Below are 12,238 nucleotides of genomic sequence, written 5' to 3' on the forward strand. Positions count from 1 at the left end.
AGCTGAATCCGGCGAACGTCGAGAACGGCGAGTTCGACCCCTTTGTTTTTGATGACGTCCAACATCCGATTGGCCACGATGGGATGCCCTTCGGTCGTATTCGTCCCCATCGCAATCATGTATTCGGTCTCATAGATGTCGTCAAACGGGTTGGTCGCTGCCCCTTCGCCGATCGTGGTTCGCATCCCTTTGAGCGACGGAGAATGACAGACTCTGGCGCAGTTGTCGACATGGGGAGAGCCGACGACGTGGCGGGTGAAATGCTGAAACAGATAGGAACTCTCACAGCTGGTACGCGCTCCGCCGATCGCGGCAAAAGAGTGCGGTCCGTGCTCACCGGTAATCGCTTTGAGCTTGCGCGCAACAAGTTCGTAGGCGCTCTCATAGCTTATCTCGTACCACTCCGTCCCGACGGGTTCGAGATAATCCATATCCAGATCGGCGAACAATGCCGCGTTTTTATTTAAAAACGATTTGCGCACCCGTGCGTTTCGCAGGCGCTTGGCATGGGTCAGAAAGTCCCACCCCTGTTTTCCTTTGATGCAGAGCCTTCCTTGCGAAACGGTCCCTTCTTCTTTGGCAAAAATTTTCTGGATTTTGTTATCTTCCACCTCAGCGGAAATATCACATCCTACACCGCAATAGGTACAAACGCTGTCGATGATCATAGAGATATTCCCTCTCAAGTTCGGGTTTACGTACCCTTTTTAAAATTGGTGAAGTTTACAATTTTGTCTCTTAAGGACTGCGGAAATAACGAGACAATTCGGATCATTAAGTAAAACCTAAAAGGGAAAGCATACCGTATTCTCTTTCGCTCGATCGCACCGGCGATGCAGGCGACTCCCGCTTCCGTCGTCAGCAAAAACGGCATTTTGAAACGGTTTTTCCGCGTCATCTCCGAATCGATGAATCCCGGCATGATCGTCATAACCTTTATCCCGTGCAGCGAGAGCTGATGATGCAACCCTTCGGCGTAGGCGTTCAAAGCCCGTTTGGAACTGCTGTAGGCGATCGAGGTCGGCATCGTCAAGAGTGATGCCAACGAGGAAATAAAGACCAATTCTCCGCTTCCCTGCGCAATTAGTTTAGGGATGATCGGCTCCAGTAACGCGTGAACGCTCAAAAAATTGGTTTTAAAAAGCTTCTCGAAATCTTCGAACGGCGTAACGCCTCCTGAATGACCGACCGAAACTCCGGCATTGAAGATGATGCGGCCGATATCGCCTTGCGCCAGCTCTTCCCCGATACGGCGCATCCGCCCGAAATCGGTTACGTCGGCGATCACGGTTTCGACCTCGGCCCCCTGCGCACGGCATCGCTCAGCGACGTCATTCAGCCGATCTTCCCGACGGGCCATCAATACGAGGCGTTGGGAAGGCGCTGCATAATGAAGGGCCATCGCTTCACCTAATCCGCTGCTGGCACCTGTAATGATAATGCGCATCCCGACTCCAAAAAGGTAAATATCGATATAATTATACCCATGAACGAAACAATAGCCATCGGGGAAATCAATACCCTCGTTATCGACCGCTCGACCGCTCCGGGATTATTTTTGCGCGCACTGGACGGAAGCGATATCCTGTTGCCGAATCAGTATGTCACCGAGGCGATGCACGTGGGCGATACGATCGACGTCTTCGTCTACACCGACAGCGAAGACCGTCCCGTCGCCACGACGCTGACACCCAAAGCCAAACTCGGTGAAATCGCTTTCGTCGAAGTAGTCGATACAACATCCATCGGAGCCTTCGTCGACTGGGGATTGCTCAAGGACCTGTTTGTCCCCAGAGCGCTTCAGAAACGTCCTTTTGCCGTCGGTGAAAAGCGGCTGATCCGCGTCATTCTCGACGAACAGACAGGCCGACTGGTCGGTACCGAAAAGATCACCGGCGGGCTGTTGCAGCCGCCCAGAGATTTTTATCCCAACACCCCGGTCACCTTTGTGATCATTGCCAAAACTCCCCTAGGGTACAAAGCGATCATTGACCATAAATACGAAGGCATGATCTACCATAACGAGATTTTCGAAGAGATCCGTGTAGGCCAGAGCAAAAGCGGGTTTGTTAAAATGCTTCGCCCAGACGGAAAGCTCGATCTCTCTTTGCAGATGACGGGTAAAGCCAAGGCCGGAAATGCCGCAGACAAAATTTACACCATGCTCCAAGCCAACGGCGGTATGCTCCCTTACAACTACAAGAGTGATCCGGAACTGATCCAGCAAACGTTCGGCCTGAGTAAAAAAAGTTTCAAAAGCGCCCTCACCCAGCTTAGCGAAAGCGGCAAAATCACAATCAAGGAGAATGGAATCTATGGGATTTAAACCGCGAAAATCTCCGCAAGTCCGCCTAAGCACCCGCAACATCAGTTACGAAGAGGGCGGGAAAATCATTACCCTGCTCAGCATGAACCGCGAAACGATGGATATGGAAGTAAGCGTTCAGGAGGGAAACGAAACCAAAATCGTCACCGATTTTCCCTTCGCCCACCTTCCCAAAAAGATCAAGAAAGAGATCAACCCGCTATAATTGCGCCACTATTTTACAAAGGAAGTTTATGTCTCAATTTGCCAACGTCACCGTCGATAAAAAAGCCAATGTCTATTTCGACGGAAAAGTTACCAGCCGCACCGTCCGTTTCGACGACGGAAGCATCAAAACGCTCGGAATCATGCTGCCGGGTGAATATACCTTCAATACGGGCGACAAAGAGATTATGGAGATCATGAGCGGTGAGATGGATGTTCAACTCCCCGGCTCGGATGCCTGGATCAGCGTTACCGGCCCGCAAAGCTTTGAAGTTGCGGCGAACAGCGCATTCCACCTCAAAGTCAAAACCGTTTCAGACTACTGCTGCAGTTTCGTCAAATAAAGTGCCGCCTCTTTCGAGGCTGACTTTACTCTCTAATCCGGACATACTCCGCATCAATCCAACCGTCTTCATCAAATGAGCGCCATCCTTTTTTCGTGACTGTGCCGCTGATTTTGTAGCGTGATCCGCGCATGCTGACCGACGTCAAAACCATGTTGCTCTGATAACGTCGGCATTCGCCTTTGCCCGTGCATACCTGCGCTCCGTCTTTCGTCACCAACGTTGAGGGCGGTATCGGTCGGAGGGCATCATCATTCTCGGCCATCGCTTCAACCGGTGCGGCGACCTTTGCATCGTCGTGTTTTCCGTCAATGATTTCCAGCAAAAGTTTGCGTGCTTCCTTGTCTCCTTGCTTGGCCGCTTTTGACAGCCAAACCATCGCATTCTCCAGGTTTTTCTCCACTCCCCGTCCCGATGCGTACATCAATGCCAGATTGTACTGCGCGTCCATATACCCCTGCTGCGCCGATTTTTCATACCACGAAACGGACTGCGCCTGGTTTCGCTCCACTCCGATACCCCGCTCGTACATCACTCCGACCTGGTATTGCGCCATCTGCTCACCGCGAAGGGCGCTCGTATAAACCTTCCAAAACGATTCCTGACTTCTTTGATCCCGAATCTCTGATGACATGCCGGCTGTAATAGCCAGCAACCATATAAACACTATCCTAAAATGCATCCGCATCCTTCTTTTAAAATGTATTATAGGCTCGATCGCCCGCATCTCCCAAACCCGGGATAATGTATTTATTCTCATCCAACCCGCGATCAATCTGCGCGATGAAGATCTCAACGTCGCCGTAACGCTCCTCAATCTGCTTTATCCCCTCCGGCGAACCGATGACATGCAGCGTCTTGATCGTTTTGGCCCCTTTTTGTTTGACGATATCTATCGCGTCGCACACAGAGCCTCCCGTCGCTACCATCGTATCGACTACAATAACTGTTTTGCCGCTGCAATCTCCCGCCCGGTCATAATAGAGTTTGCTTTGATGCGTCTTTTCATCTCGTTTAATGCCCAAAAACCCCGATACGGCATTATTCACGGTTTCAATCACGGCTTCGTGCATCGGCAAAGCGGCCCGCAACACCGACACGACCATAATCGATGATTCGTCGATGCATTCGACTTCCATCTCTCCTTGCCATGTCGCAATTTTTTTTGCTCTTGTCGGCATATCCTTGAGAGCTTCGTTCAACAAAAGTTTAGTTATTTCTTTGATTGTGTGACGAAAAACGAATGACGGTACCGTAGCATCGCGAAGTGTATTGACAAGCGTCGTCAGCAAAGGAGATTGGGGGTTGGTACACATCGTTACTCTTTGTATTGATATGCGTAATTATAGTGAAATCGTGGAGACAAACGCACCTGCACGGGGCAAGGCGTTTTATTTGTAGCGGTAAGTGATACGCCCTTTGTCCAAACTGTAAGGAGTCAGTTCGATTTTGACCGTATCCCCCGGGAGAATTTTGATGTAGTGCATCCGCATTTTACCTGCGATATGACACAAAATAACGTGCCCGTTTGGCAACTCCACACGAAACGTTGCGTTCGGTAGCGCCTCAATGATCTTTCCGTCTACTTCAATGACATCATCTTTTGCCATATTGATCCTTTTTACGCGATTGATAATATTTCAGCTCTACCGTTGATAACCGCAACCGTATGCTCATAATGAGAGCCTCTCAGCCCGTCCGTACTGACTACATCCCATCCATTGGCCAAAATCTTGGACGTTCCCTCTTTGTGACAGATCATCGGTTCGATGCAAAAGACCATTCCGTTTTTGATCTTCGGTCCCGCTTTTGCGTTAGGTCCGTCCAGATAATTGGGTATTTCAGGTTCTTCATGGGGTTTTTTCCCGATTCCGTGACCGCAAAATCCCCGCAAAGGGACAAAACCGCGCTCAAGGATGAATTTTTCGATCTCTTGCGAGAGTTCTTTAAACCGCATCCCGTCTTTGATAATCTCAATCGCATGGTAAAGAGAATCTTTAGCGCACGCGATGAGCGCTTCGTCTTCTTTGCTGATCGTGCCGACACCGACCGAAACGGCCCCGTCCCCGAAATACCCCCCTTTTTTGGTTCCGACGTCAAAACCGACGATATCCCCTTCTTTGAGGGCATAATCGGTGGGTATCCCGTGAATAATCACTTCGTTGACAGAGATGCAGACGGCATTGGGGAAGCCGTAAAGCCCTTTGAAAGAGGGGATGGCGCCTTGACTTCGGATGTACTCTTCCGCCATGGCATCCAGTTCTTTCAAGGTGACTCCGGGCTTAGTGTGTTGAGCCAAAAGTTCTAGAGTTGCACCGACGATTTGATTCGCCGCACGCAATTTTATGATTTCATCGTTTTTTCGTAGCGCAATCGCCATTTTTACAGGCCAACCGCGCTAAGAGTTTGATATTTGCTCATGTAAACCTGCGCTTCGATACGACGCATCGTATCCAAAGCAACCTGCACGACGATCAAAACGGCCGTTCCTCCGAAGAAGAACGGAACCCCGGCCCCTTTGAGAATAACCCATGGCAATGTTGCCACAAGCCCAAGGTAAATCGCACCCGTAAAGGTGAGGCGGCCGGCTGTCTCGTTCAAAAAGTCTTTGGTCGATTCGCCCGGACGCACACCGGGGATAAAGCCGCCTTGACGTTTGAGGTTGTCGGAGATGTCTTTTGCGTTGAATACGATTGACGCATAGAAAAACGCGAAGAAAACGACAAACAAAAACTGCAGCAGGTTAAAGAAATACCCGTTCGGATTCAAAGCATCAGCTACGCCCTGAACATACGGATTGGTACTTGAAGAAAGCACCGTCATCGGGAACATCAAGATGGCCGATGCGAAAATGACCGGGATTACCCCTGAAAGATTCACTTTGACCGGAATGTAGTTCATAACCCGTTTGTTCTGGTTTTGAAGCATCGTCTTTTTGGCGTAGGTAACCGGAATACGGCGTTCCCCCAGCTCAACATAGATAATGACCAAAACGGTAGCAATAATCAGCGCGATAACCAACAGCAATGTCAGGAAGCTCATCGCCCCCGTATTCACCATCGTTATCGACTGAGAAATTCCGCTAGGAATAGCCGAAACGATACCCGCGAAGATGATCAAAGAAACACCGTTTCCGATTCCGCTTTGGGTAATCTGCTCACCGATCCACATCAGCAGCATCGTACCCGCCAGCATTGAAACCGTCGCAAGAATCATAAACGTAGTATGGTCAACCAATACTGCGCTGCTGCCGTCTTTGCCCGTCATGCTTTGCAAACCGATGCTGACACCGATCGCCTGAACAATCGTAATCGCAATCGTCGCATAACGGATAATCTGCATGTATTTCACCATACCGTCACGCTCTTTTTTCATTTGAGCAAGGTTAGGGAAAGTCGCAGCCAACAGTTCCATGATAATTGAAGCGGTGATGTAAGGCATGATGCCAAGAGAGATGATCGAGAGGCGTTCTACGGCATTTCCGCTGAACATATTAAACAGACCCAGTGCATCTGCTGCGTGATCGTCAAAAAACGACGCAATGACCGCTGTGTCAACACCCGGTACCGGCACGTATGCCAGCAACCGGAAGATGAAGAGAAAACCGATCGTAATTAAGATCTTGTTTACAAGCTGTTGGTTCATTATTTACCAGTTGTTGTAACGTTTTCGTCTTTAATTTTAGATGCCAGATCTTTAGCGCTTGCACCGACAAGTTTAACGCTAACGACCGATTTTTTCATACGGTGTACACTACGGATTGTTTCCATTGTAATCTCGGCAAGAGCAGCTACTTCTTTCACTTTCTCTACATTGATAACGTATGGTTTAACAACTTGTGATGTAAAACCGATTTTTGGCAAACGGCGAGCAAGTGGCTGTTGTCCACCCTCGAAGTTACGCTTTTCATTGTAACCTTTACGCGCTTTTTGACCTTTGTGCCCTTTACCGGCAGTTTTACCGGTTCCGCTGCCTTGGCCGCGTCCGATACGTTTTTTGCTGTGGGTTGAACCCGCAGCAGGTGTAAGATTTTCGAGTGCCATTACTTACCCTTTAATACGTGAAAGTGCGTCAATTGTCGCACGAACCACGGTGTTTGGATTGTTTGAACCCAAAGACTTCGTAAGAATGTCCTGGATCCCTGCAAGCTCGAGTACCGGACGAGTAGCGCCACCGGCGATAACCCCTGTACCTTCAGATGCCGGTTTAAGCAAAATACGGCTTGCATTGTATTTGACTTCGATATCGTGAGCGATAGTAGTCCCTTTGATCTTGACTTCCGTCAGATTTTTGAACGCTTCATCTACTGCTTTACGAATCGCATCGGGAACCTCTTTCGCTTTACCCACACCGTAGCCGACAGTCCCTTTTTTGTTACCGACAACCACAAGAGCAGTAAAACGGAAACGACGTCCACCTTTTACAACTTTTGTTACACGACCGATGTTTACGATCGATTCTTCAAATTCTTCTCTATTAATCGGATTCATCGATCAGCCCTTAAAACTTGATTTCATTTGCACGAAGTGAATCGGCAAACGCTTTTACAACACCGTGGTACAAGAAACCGTTACGGTCGAACGTAATCTCGTTAATTCCGGCATCTTTGAGGGTTTTAGCAAACGCTGCAGCTGCTTTTTCAGCACCTTCTTTGTTTGCGCGAAGACCCAAAGTTTTTGAATGTACGCTCGCAAGCGTTACACCCTGCTCATCGTTGATCGCTTGTGCGCTGATGTAGCGGTTAGAGCGGAATACGGAAACACGTGGAAGTGCTGCGCATCCTGCGATTTTAGAGCGGATACGGCGTTTACGCTGAATGCGTTTTGCCGATTTGATTTTAAGTATTTTACCTGTCATTTCATCGCCCCTTATTTCTTAGATGTCTTACCGGCTTTACGCAGGATAGTTTCATCAGAGTATTTAACACCTTTACCTTTATACGGCTCTGGCGGACGGAATGAACGAATTTCAGCAGCGATTTGCCCGACTTGTTGTTTATCCGCACCTTTGATGCTGATAACGTTTTTCTCTACGGCAATCGTGATTCCCGCGGGGATATCGTAGTTGATATCGTGGCTGAATCCGAGTTGAAGGTTCAATACGTTTCCTTGAACCGCTGCACGGTAACCGACCCCGTTGATTTCCAGTTTTTTCTCAAAACCTGTTGTCAAACCGGTAACGATGTTTGCCGCAAGTGAACGGTAGGTTCCCCAAAACGCACGGTCTTGGCGGTGGTCAGAGTTTGTGCTGAATGTCAAAGCGTTATCTTCGAACGTAACACCGCAGTTTCCGCGTGTATCGAGTACTTGTGTAACGTTGCCTTTTGCGAAACTAATGACGGTTCCGTCAATGCTCACTTTAACATCATTTGGGATAGAAATAGGATTTTTACCAATACGTGACATCTTATCTCCTTACCAAATTGTACAAAGGACTTCGCCGCCAACGCCAAGCTCGAATGCTTTATCGTTAGGAAGTACCCCTTTAGAACTGCTGACGATGATGGTACCGTAACCGTTTTTGAAACGTTTAAGTTCATCTTTGCCTTTGTAAATACGGCGTCCAGGTTTGGAAACACGTTTTACTTCATTGATAACCGTACGACCTTTTTCATCGTATTTCAATACGACGTTGATCGATTTTTTAACGCCGTCTTCGACTACGTTAAAGCTCTCAATGTACCCTTTGTCTGCCAAAATGGCAACCACAGCTTCTACAACTTTTGAATGAACCAATATTGTAGAATCCAAACGACGCATAGCCGCATTACGGATACGAGTCAACGAATCCGCGATCAAATCATTAATCATTTAATATTCCTTATCTAATCATTAGGAGTATCAAGCCGGAATTACCAGCTTGACTTTCTAACGCCTGGGATCAACCCTTCGTTTGCCATTTTACGGAAGCAAACGCGACAAATTCCGAAATCGCTGATAACAGAGTGCGGACGACCGCAGATCTGGCAGCGTGTGTAAGCGCGGACAGCAAATTTTGGTTTGCGAGCCGCTTTAGCGATCATTGACTTTTTAGCCATTATTCTCTCCCTTTAGCAAACGGCATACCGAGCATTTCAAGAAGTTTGAATGCATCTTTGTCGTTTGTTGCAGTCGTGACGACCGTGATGTTCATCCCGTGGATTTGCATGATGTCATCATAGTTTACTTCCGGGAAAATCAACTGCTCGGTAATACCGAAGTTATAGTTTCCGCGACCGTCAAAACCGTTACGTGGAATACCACGGAAGTCTTTAACACGGGGAAGTGATACGCTAACCAATTTATCCATGAAATCGTACATTTGAGCACCGCGCAATGTTACTTTCACACCGACAGGCATCCCTTCACGTACTTTAAATCCCGCAACTGATTTGCGTGCAACGACAACCGAAGCGCGCTGACCGGCAATGTTGCTGATCGTATCTTGGATGTTTTGGATCAATTTGTTGTCTTTCATGGCAAAACCACAACCGACAGAAATGATCACTTTTTCCAAAGCAGGAACTTGCATTACATTTGCAATGCCAAGAGCGGATTGGAGCTCAGGTTTGAGCGCCAAATATTTATCTTTCAAACGTGCCATGATTACGCCTCTACTTTGCGGACATTCGATGCATCGATCGGCATCTCTTTGTTCATAAATCCGCCTTGTGGATTTTGCTCGCTAGGTTTGATTGCTTTTTTAGCAACACGGCAACCTTTAACGATCACTTTGTTTTTCTTAGGCATTACTTGAAGCACTTCTGCTTTCGTACCTTTGTCGTCACCGGCGATCACTTCGACAGTGTCACCTTTTTTGAAATTAAATTTTGCCATCATACAACCTCCGGAGCCAATGAAACGATTTTCATGAAACCAGCGTAACGAACTTCACGGCTTACTGGTCCGAAAATACGTGTTCCTACCGGCTCACGTTTTTTGTCAAGGATAACCGCTGCATTTTCGTCGAAACGGATCAAAGAACCGTTTTCACGGTGTACTTCTTTTTTCGTACGAACAACAACAGCTGTAACTACTTGACCTTTTTTGATTTTACCGGTCGGTGCCGCTTTTTTGACCGAAGCGATGATAACATCACCGACAGTCGCGTAACGACGTTTTGAACCGCCGAGAACCTTGATACACATGAGCTCTTTAGCCCCTGTGTTATCGGCTACTGCAAGACGAGTAAAACTTTGAATCATGCTTCTACCCCTTTAACAAGAGTTTTGAAACGGAATGATTTGCTTTTTGAGAGCGGACGGCACTCAATCGCAACGACTTGGTCGCCAACGTTCAGTTGGTTGTTTTCGTCGTGAATCATGTATTTTTTGAAACGTTTTACCGTTTTGTGGTAGCGTGGGTGCATTACGCGGCGCTCAACAACGATAGTCGCTGTTTTGTCACCCGCTTTTTTGACTACGATACCTTGAATTTCACGTTTATGTGTCATAGCTAGGCCCTTACTTCACTGCGCTAAGCGCTGTGTTGATGCGTGCAATGTCTTTTTTTGCCGTGCGAAGTTCGCTCGTATTGGTCAATTGCATCATTTTTTGCTTGATCTTCAAAGTGAAGAGCTCAATTTTTTTCTCTTTGAGCATCCCCTGAAGTTCAGCGGCTGTTTTACCGTTCAAATCAGTATACTTCATTGCTCATCTCCGCAGTAACAATTTTTGTTTTGAATGGGAGTTTTTGCATCGCAAGTGCCAACGCTTCACGCGCAAGACCCTCTTCAACTCCGCCCATTTCAAAAATGATACGACCCGGTTCGATGTTCATAACCCATTGATCCACAGCACCTTTACCTTTACCCATACGAACTTCGAGTGGTTTAGCAGTAAGTGGTTTAGCCGGGAAAACACGGATCCAGATTTTACCGTTACGTTTGATGTGACGGGTAGCCGCGATACGAGCCGCTTCGATTTGGCGAGAGTTAATACGTCCCGCTTCCGTTGCTTTGAAACCGATTGTACCGAAGTCCAATTTGTTTCCGCGTGTGGCGTAACCGCGGTTACGCCCTTTCATTTGTTTACGATATTTCGTACGTTTAGGCATCAACATGATTATTTAGCCTTTCTGCGCGGGCGGCGTTGTTCACCTTCGCCGCGCTCTTCTTTAGATTCTTTTGCTTCTGGCTGAATCCCTTTGGTGAGAACCTCACCTTTGAAGATCCAAACTTTGATCCCGATTACACCGTAAGTCGTATGCGCTTCGGCAAAACCGTAATCGATTTTTGCACGGAGAGTATGAAGAGGTACGCGACCTTCCAAATACCACTCTGTACGAGCGATTTCAGCACCGCCGAGACGACCTGAAACCGATACTTTGATCCCTTTTGCGCCTGAACGTTGTGCATTCTGCATAACTTTTTTCATTGCGCGGCGGAATGCAACACGTTTTTCAAGCTGAGTAGCCACGTTTTCCGCAACGAGTTGTGCAGAAGCTTGTGCTTTTTTCTCTTCTTTGATGTTTACGGCAACCGGTTTACCGATCAGGGCTTGAAGAGATTCTTTGATTTTTTCAATGTCAGAACCTTTCTTACCGATGATGATTCCCGGACGAGCCGCGATGATCGTAACGCGAAGACGTTTCGCAGTACGCTCGATGACGATGTTGCTCACACCGGCATAGTAGAGTTCTTTTTTCAAGAATGTACGGATTTTATGATCTTCGCCGAGTGATACCGGAGCCGTTTTAAAGTTAGGGAACCATCTTGATTCCCAGTTACGGTTGATACCCAGACGAAGTCCGATAGGATTAACTTTCTGACCCATAATTATTTGCCCTCTACTTCTACCAAAATGTGCGCAGTCGGTTTGCGGATACCTGATGCACTACCGCGGGCACGTTGTGTGAAACGTTTCAAAACCGGGCCTGCATCAACGCGGCATGATTTGATAACACAATCTTCCGCTTCCTGTCCGCTGTTCGCGACTGCAGACGCAACCACTTTAGCAATAATTTTTGCCGCTTTGTTTGGAGTAAATTCCAATGCAGCCAATGCTTGTTCAGCATTCATACCTTGAACTTCGCGAGCGATCAAACGAGATTTAGTCGGAGATACGCGAACGAATTTTAATAGTGCTCTTGCCATATCTCTTCCTTATTTCCCGATTTTCTTTTGTACAGAACCTTTATGGCCCTTAAATGTACGTGTTGGTGCGAATTCACCAAGTTTGTAACCGATGTGGTTCTCTGTTACGAAAACCGGTACAAACTGACGGCCATTATGGACGGTGAACGTCAAACCGATCATTTCCGGCAGGATCACGCTGCGGCGTGACCATGTTTTGATTGGTTTATTGTTTTTCGTCTCTTTGGCAGAAATCACTTTTTTCATAAGGTGTCCGTCAACAAACGGTCCTTTTTTTACCGATCTAGCCATT

Annotated in this window: 25 protein-coding genes; 3 read left to right on the plus strand and 22 right to left on the minus strand. The window is 47.6% G+C overall.

Going from position 1 to position 12,238, the window contains the following annotated elements:
• Together JU82_RS09105 and JU82_RS09110 are read right to left on the minus strand one after the other, a co-directional pair.
• On the minus strand, positions 1-668 hold a 668-nt coding region (locus tag JU82_RS09105; protein WP_037949639.1), incomplete at its 3' end, for a molybdopterin-dependent oxidoreductase.
• Between the two features lie 26 nt (positions 669-694).
• Positions 695-1,447 (minus strand): SDR family NAD(P)-dependent oxidoreductase, encoded by a 753-nt coding sequence (locus tag JU82_RS09110; RefSeq protein WP_037949641.1) that lies wholly within the window; start codon positions 1,445-1,447, stop codon positions 695-697.
• A 39-nt stretch (positions 1,448-1,486) separates the two neighbouring features.
• Between JU82_RS09110 and JU82_RS09115 the strand changes: the two genes are divergently transcribed.
• From JU82_RS09115 to JU82_RS09125, 3 genes are read left to right on the plus strand one after another with little or no spacing between them, the layout of a single operon-like run.
• Entirely contained in the window at positions 1,487-2,326 is an 840-nt protein-coding gene (locus JU82_RS09115) for a S1-like domain-containing RNA-binding protein (RefSeq protein ID WP_037949643.1), read from the plus strand.
• Positions 2,316-2,531 carry a hypothetical protein gene (locus tag JU82_RS09120; RefSeq protein ID WP_037949645.1) on the plus strand — a complete coding sequence of 72 codons (216 nt, stop codon included), beginning with the start codon at positions 2,316-2,318 and terminating at the stop codon, positions 2,529-2,531. Before JU82_RS09115 ends, JU82_RS09120 begins: the two co-directional genes overlap by 11 nt.
• Positions 2,532-2,559: 28 nt before the next feature.
• Positions 2,560-2,874, plus strand: coding sequence for a pyrimidine/purine nucleoside phosphorylase (locus JU82_RS09125; protein ID WP_037949647.1), 315 nt, complete (start codon positions 2,560-2,562; stop codon positions 2,872-2,874).
• Positions 2,875-2,899: 25 nt separating this feature from the next.
• Here the strand turns inward: JU82_RS09125 and JU82_RS12040 are convergent, their stop codons facing one another.
• From JU82_RS12040 to rpsS, 20 genes are all read right to left on the minus strand, one after another.
• Complete coding sequence (locus JU82_RS12040; protein WP_294892722.1) at positions 2,900-3,430, minus strand: tetratricopeptide repeat protein; 531 nt, start codon at positions 3,428-3,430, stop codon at positions 2,900-2,902.
• A 139-nt stretch (positions 3,431-3,569) separates the two neighbouring features.
• A complete protein-coding gene (gene upp / locus JU82_RS09135; protein WP_037949649.1) occupies positions 3,570-4,190 on the minus strand; it encodes a uracil phosphoribosyltransferase in 621 nt (206 codons plus the stop codon).
• Between the two features lie 75 nt (positions 4,191-4,265).
• A complete protein-coding gene (infA, locus tag JU82_RS09140) occupies positions 4,266-4,484 on the minus strand; it encodes a translation initiation factor IF-1 (RefSeq protein WP_013459075.1) in 219 nt (72 codons plus the stop codon).
• Between the two features lie 11 nt (positions 4,485-4,495).
• Positions 4,496-5,254: a type I methionyl aminopeptidase gene (gene map / locus JU82_RS09145; RefSeq protein ID WP_037949652.1), complete on the minus strand. Its 759-nt coding sequence runs from the start codon at positions 5,252-5,254 to the stop codon at positions 4,496-4,498.
• 2 nt (positions 5,255-5,256) lie between these two features.
• Positions 5,257-6,519 carry a preprotein translocase subunit SecY gene (gene secY, locus JU82_RS09150; RefSeq protein ID WP_037949654.1) on the minus strand — a complete coding sequence of 421 codons (1,263 nt, stop codon included), beginning with the start codon at positions 6,517-6,519 and terminating at the stop codon, positions 5,257-5,259.
• Positions 6,519-6,917 carry a 50S ribosomal protein L15 gene (gene rplO / locus JU82_RS09155; protein WP_037949656.1) on the minus strand — a complete coding sequence of 133 codons (399 nt, stop codon included), beginning with the start codon at positions 6,915-6,917 and terminating at the stop codon, positions 6,519-6,521. Before rplO ends, secY begins: the two co-directional genes overlap by 1 nt.
• Positions 6,918-6,920: 3 nt before the next feature.
• Positions 6,921-7,364, minus strand: a complete 444-nt coding sequence (gene rpsE, locus JU82_RS09160; RefSeq protein WP_037949659.1) for a 30S ribosomal protein S5 — start codon at positions 7,362-7,364, stop codon at positions 6,921-6,923.
• Positions 7,365-7,374: 10 nt separating this feature from the next.
• Positions 7,375-7,731, minus strand: coding sequence for a 50S ribosomal protein L18 (gene rplR / locus JU82_RS09165; protein ID WP_037949661.1), 357 nt, complete (start codon positions 7,729-7,731; stop codon positions 7,375-7,377).
• Between the two features lie 11 nt (positions 7,732-7,742).
• The gene (gene rplF, locus JU82_RS09170) at positions 7,743-8,279 is read right to left on the minus strand and encodes a 50S ribosomal protein L6 (protein ID WP_037949663.1); all 537 of its coding nucleotides are present in this window, start codon (positions 8,277-8,279) and stop codon (positions 7,743-7,745) included.
• 9 nt (positions 8,280-8,288) lie between these two features.
• Positions 8,289-8,684 (minus strand): 30S ribosomal protein S8, encoded by a 396-nt coding sequence (gene rpsH, locus JU82_RS09175; RefSeq protein ID WP_037949665.1) that lies wholly within the window; start codon positions 8,682-8,684, stop codon positions 8,289-8,291.
• 41 nt (positions 8,685-8,725) lie between these two features.
• Complete coding sequence (locus JU82_RS09180; protein ID WP_037949667.1) at positions 8,726-8,911, minus strand: type Z 30S ribosomal protein S14; 186 nt, start codon at positions 8,909-8,911, stop codon at positions 8,726-8,728.
• The gene (rplE, locus tag JU82_RS09185; protein ID WP_037949669.1) at positions 8,911-9,456 is read right to left on the minus strand and encodes a 50S ribosomal protein L5; all 546 of its coding nucleotides are present in this window, start codon (positions 9,454-9,456) and stop codon (positions 8,911-8,913) included. Before rplE ends, JU82_RS09180 begins: the two co-directional genes overlap by 1 nt.
• 2 nt (positions 9,457-9,458) lie before the next feature.
• Positions 9,459-9,689, minus strand: a complete 231-nt coding sequence (rplX, locus tag JU82_RS09190; RefSeq protein WP_037949737.1) for a 50S ribosomal protein L24 — start codon at positions 9,687-9,689, stop codon at positions 9,459-9,461.
• Positions 9,689-10,057 (minus strand): 50S ribosomal protein L14, encoded by a 369-nt coding sequence (gene rplN / locus JU82_RS09195; protein ID WP_037949671.1) that lies wholly within the window; start codon positions 10,055-10,057, stop codon positions 9,689-9,691. Before rplN ends, rplX begins: the two co-directional genes overlap by 1 nt.
• Positions 10,054-10,305: a 30S ribosomal protein S17 gene (gene rpsQ, locus JU82_RS09200; RefSeq protein WP_037949673.1), complete on the minus strand. Its 252-nt coding sequence runs from the start codon at positions 10,303-10,305 to the stop codon at positions 10,054-10,056. The genes rplN and rpsQ overlap by 4 nt, the downstream gene beginning before the upstream one ends.
• A 10-nt stretch (positions 10,306-10,315) precedes the next feature.
• Positions 10,316-10,501 (minus strand): 50S ribosomal protein L29, encoded by a 186-nt coding sequence (rpmC, locus tag JU82_RS09205; protein WP_037949675.1) that lies wholly within the window; start codon positions 10,499-10,501, stop codon positions 10,316-10,318.
• Positions 10,488-10,913, minus strand: a complete 426-nt coding sequence (gene rplP / locus JU82_RS09210) for a 50S ribosomal protein L16 (RefSeq protein ID WP_037949677.1) — start codon at positions 10,911-10,913, stop codon at positions 10,488-10,490. Before rplP ends, rpmC begins: the two co-directional genes overlap by 14 nt.
• Positions 10,914-10,915: 2 nt before the next feature.
• Positions 10,916-11,626, minus strand: coding sequence for a 30S ribosomal protein S3 (gene rpsC / locus JU82_RS09215; protein WP_037949680.1), 711 nt, complete (start codon positions 11,624-11,626; stop codon positions 10,916-10,918).
• 2 nt (positions 11,627-11,628) lie between these two features.
• A complete protein-coding gene (gene rplV / locus JU82_RS09220; RefSeq protein WP_037949682.1) occupies positions 11,629-11,946 on the minus strand; it encodes a 50S ribosomal protein L22 in 318 nt (105 codons plus the stop codon).
• Positions 11,947-11,955: 9 nt separating this feature from the next.
• Positions 11,956-12,237, minus strand: a complete 282-nt coding sequence (rpsS, locus tag JU82_RS09225) for a 30S ribosomal protein S19 (protein WP_037949684.1) — start codon at positions 12,235-12,237, stop codon at positions 11,956-11,958.
• Position 12,238: the final 1 nt, after the last annotated feature.

The organism is Sulfuricurvum sp. MLSB (genome assembly GCF_000747095.1).
Lineage (GTDB): Bacteria > Campylobacterota > Campylobacteria > Campylobacterales > Sulfurimonadaceae > Sulfuricurvum.

Bases quoted from the DNA above. Each gene is read 5' to 3' on its own strand.
- rpsC (WP_037949680.1), bottom strand. From the start codon at position 11,626: ATGGGTCAGAAAGTTAATCCTATCGGACTTCGTCTGGGTATCAACCGT.
- rpsQ (WP_037949673.1), bottom strand. From the start codon at position 10,305: ATGACACATAAACGTGAAATTCAAGGTATCGTAGTCAAAAAAGCGGGT.
- rplF (WP_037949663.1), bottom strand. From the start codon at position 8,279: ATGTCACGTATTGGTAAAAATCCTATTTCTATCCCAAATGATGTTAAA.
- rpsE (WP_037949659.1), bottom strand. From the start codon at position 7,364: ATGAATCCGATTAATAGAGAAGAATTTGAAGAATCGATCGTAAACATC.
- rplX (WP_037949737.1), bottom strand. From the start codon at position 9,689: ATGGCAAAATTTAATTTCAAAAAAGGTGACACTGTCGAAGTGATCGCC.
- rplE (WP_037949669.1), bottom strand. From the start codon at position 9,456: ATGGCACGTTTGAAAGATAAATATTTGGCGCTCAAACCTGAGCTCCAA.
- JU82_RS09110 (WP_037949641.1), bottom strand. From the start codon at position 1,447: ATGCGCATTATCATTACAGGTGCCAGCAGCGGATTAGGTGAAGCGATG.
- JU82_RS09125 (WP_037949647.1), top strand. From the start codon at position 2,560: ATGTCTCAATTTGCCAACGTCACCGTCGATAAAAAAGCCAATGTCTAT.
- JU82_RS12040 (WP_294892722.1), bottom strand. From the start codon at position 3,430: ATGGCGCAATACCAGGTCGGAGTGATGTACGAGCGGGGTATCGGAGTG.
- rpsH (WP_037949665.1), bottom strand. From the start codon at position 8,684: ATGATTAATGATTTGATCGCGGATTCGTTGACTCGTATCCGTAATGCG.
- infA (WP_013459075.1), bottom strand. From the start codon at position 4,484: ATGGCAAAAGATGATGTCATTGAAGTAGACGGAAAGATCATTGAGGCG.
- rplV (WP_037949682.1), bottom strand. From the start codon at position 11,946: ATGGCAAGAGCACTATTAAAATTCGTTCGCGTATCTCCGACTAAATCT.
- map (WP_037949652.1), bottom strand. From the start codon at position 5,254: ATGGCGATTGCGCTACGAAAAAACGATGAAATCATAAAATTGCGTGCG.
- upp (WP_037949649.1), bottom strand. From the start codon at position 4,190: ATGTGTACCAACCCCCAATCTCCTTTGCTGACGACGCTTGTCAATACA.
- rpmC (WP_037949675.1), bottom strand. From the start codon at position 10,501: ATGAAGTATACTGATTTGAACGGTAAAACAGCCGCTGAACTTCAGGGG.
- JU82_RS09115 (WP_037949643.1), top strand. From the start codon at position 1,487: ATGAACGAAACAATAGCCATCGGGGAAATCAATACCCTCGTTATCGAC.
- rplO (WP_037949656.1), bottom strand. From the start codon at position 6,917: ATGGCACTCGAAAATCTTACACCTGCTGCGGGTTCAACCCACAGCAAA.
- secY (WP_037949654.1), bottom strand. From the start codon at position 6,519: ATGAACCAACAGCTTGTAAACAAGATCTTAATTACGATCGGTTTTCTC.
- rpsS (WP_037949684.1), bottom strand. From the start codon at position 12,237: ATGGCTAGATCGGTAAAAAAAGGACCGTTTGTTGACGGACACCTTATG.
- rplP (WP_037949677.1), bottom strand. From the start codon at position 10,913: ATGTTGATGCCTAAACGTACGAAATATCGTAAACAAATGAAAGGGCGT.
- JU82_RS09180 (WP_037949667.1), bottom strand. From the start codon at position 8,911: ATGGCTAAAAAGTCAATGATCGCTAAAGCGGCTCGCAAACCAAAATTT.
- JU82_RS09120 (WP_037949645.1), top strand. From the start codon at position 2,316: ATGGGATTTAAACCGCGAAAATCTCCGCAAGTCCGCCTAAGCACCCGC.
- rplR (WP_037949661.1), bottom strand. From the start codon at position 7,731: ATGACAGGTAAAATACTTAAAATCAAATCGGCAAAACGCATTCAGCGT.
- rplN (WP_037949671.1), bottom strand. From the start codon at position 10,057: ATGATTCAAAGTTTTACTCGTCTTGCAGTAGCCGATAACACAGGGGCT.